Source organism: Motiliproteus coralliicola, assembly GCF_003345655.1.
GTDB classification, from domain to species: Bacteria; Pseudomonadota; Gammaproteobacteria; order Pseudomonadales; family Balneatricaceae; genus Motiliproteus; species Motiliproteus coralliicola.
In genome coordinates, this window is the sequence record NZ_QQOH01000014.1 from 1 (window position 1) to 578 (window position 578).

Annotated in this window: 1 protein-coding gene; it reads right to left on the reverse strand. The window is 63.3% G+C overall.

Annotated elements, in window-relative coordinates:
* A partial coding sequence (locus DV711_RS19260) for a phosphate acyltransferase (protein WP_279386531.1) occupies positions 1 to 578 on the reverse strand: 578 nt, incomplete at both ends.

The window sequence follows — 578 nt, forward strand, 5'->3', positions numbered from 1 at the left end:
TTGGCACTGCAACCGCGCGACAGGTCGTTGGCCGGCTTGGCCAGGCCCTGCAGGATCGGACCGATCGCATCGGCCTTGCCGATCCGCTCCGCCAGCTTGTAGCCGATATTGCCCGCTTCCAGATTCGGGAACACCAGTACGTTGGCCTTGCCCTTGGTTTCCGACTGACCTACTTTGCGTTCGGCGATCTCGGCCACGATGGCGGCATCGAGCTGCACGTCGCCGTCGATGCATAGCTCCGGCTGCTGCTCTTTCACCAGCGCGGTGGCGTTGACCACCTTGTCCACCGCCGCGTGCTGGGCACTGCCGCTGGTGGAGAACGACAACATCGCCACTCGCGGATCTTCATTCAGCAGGGTCTTGGCACTGTTGGCCGCCGACATGGCGATCTGGGCCAGTTGTTCGGTGTTCGGATCGATCACCAGGCCGCAGTCGGAGAAGATCACCCCGCCCTTCAACTCATGGAACGGCTCGCACAGCATCATCAGGAAGAAGCTGGAGATCATGCTGGCGCTGGGCGCCATGCCGATGATCTGGATCGCCGAGCGCACCACGTCGCCGGTGGTGTAGACCGCGCC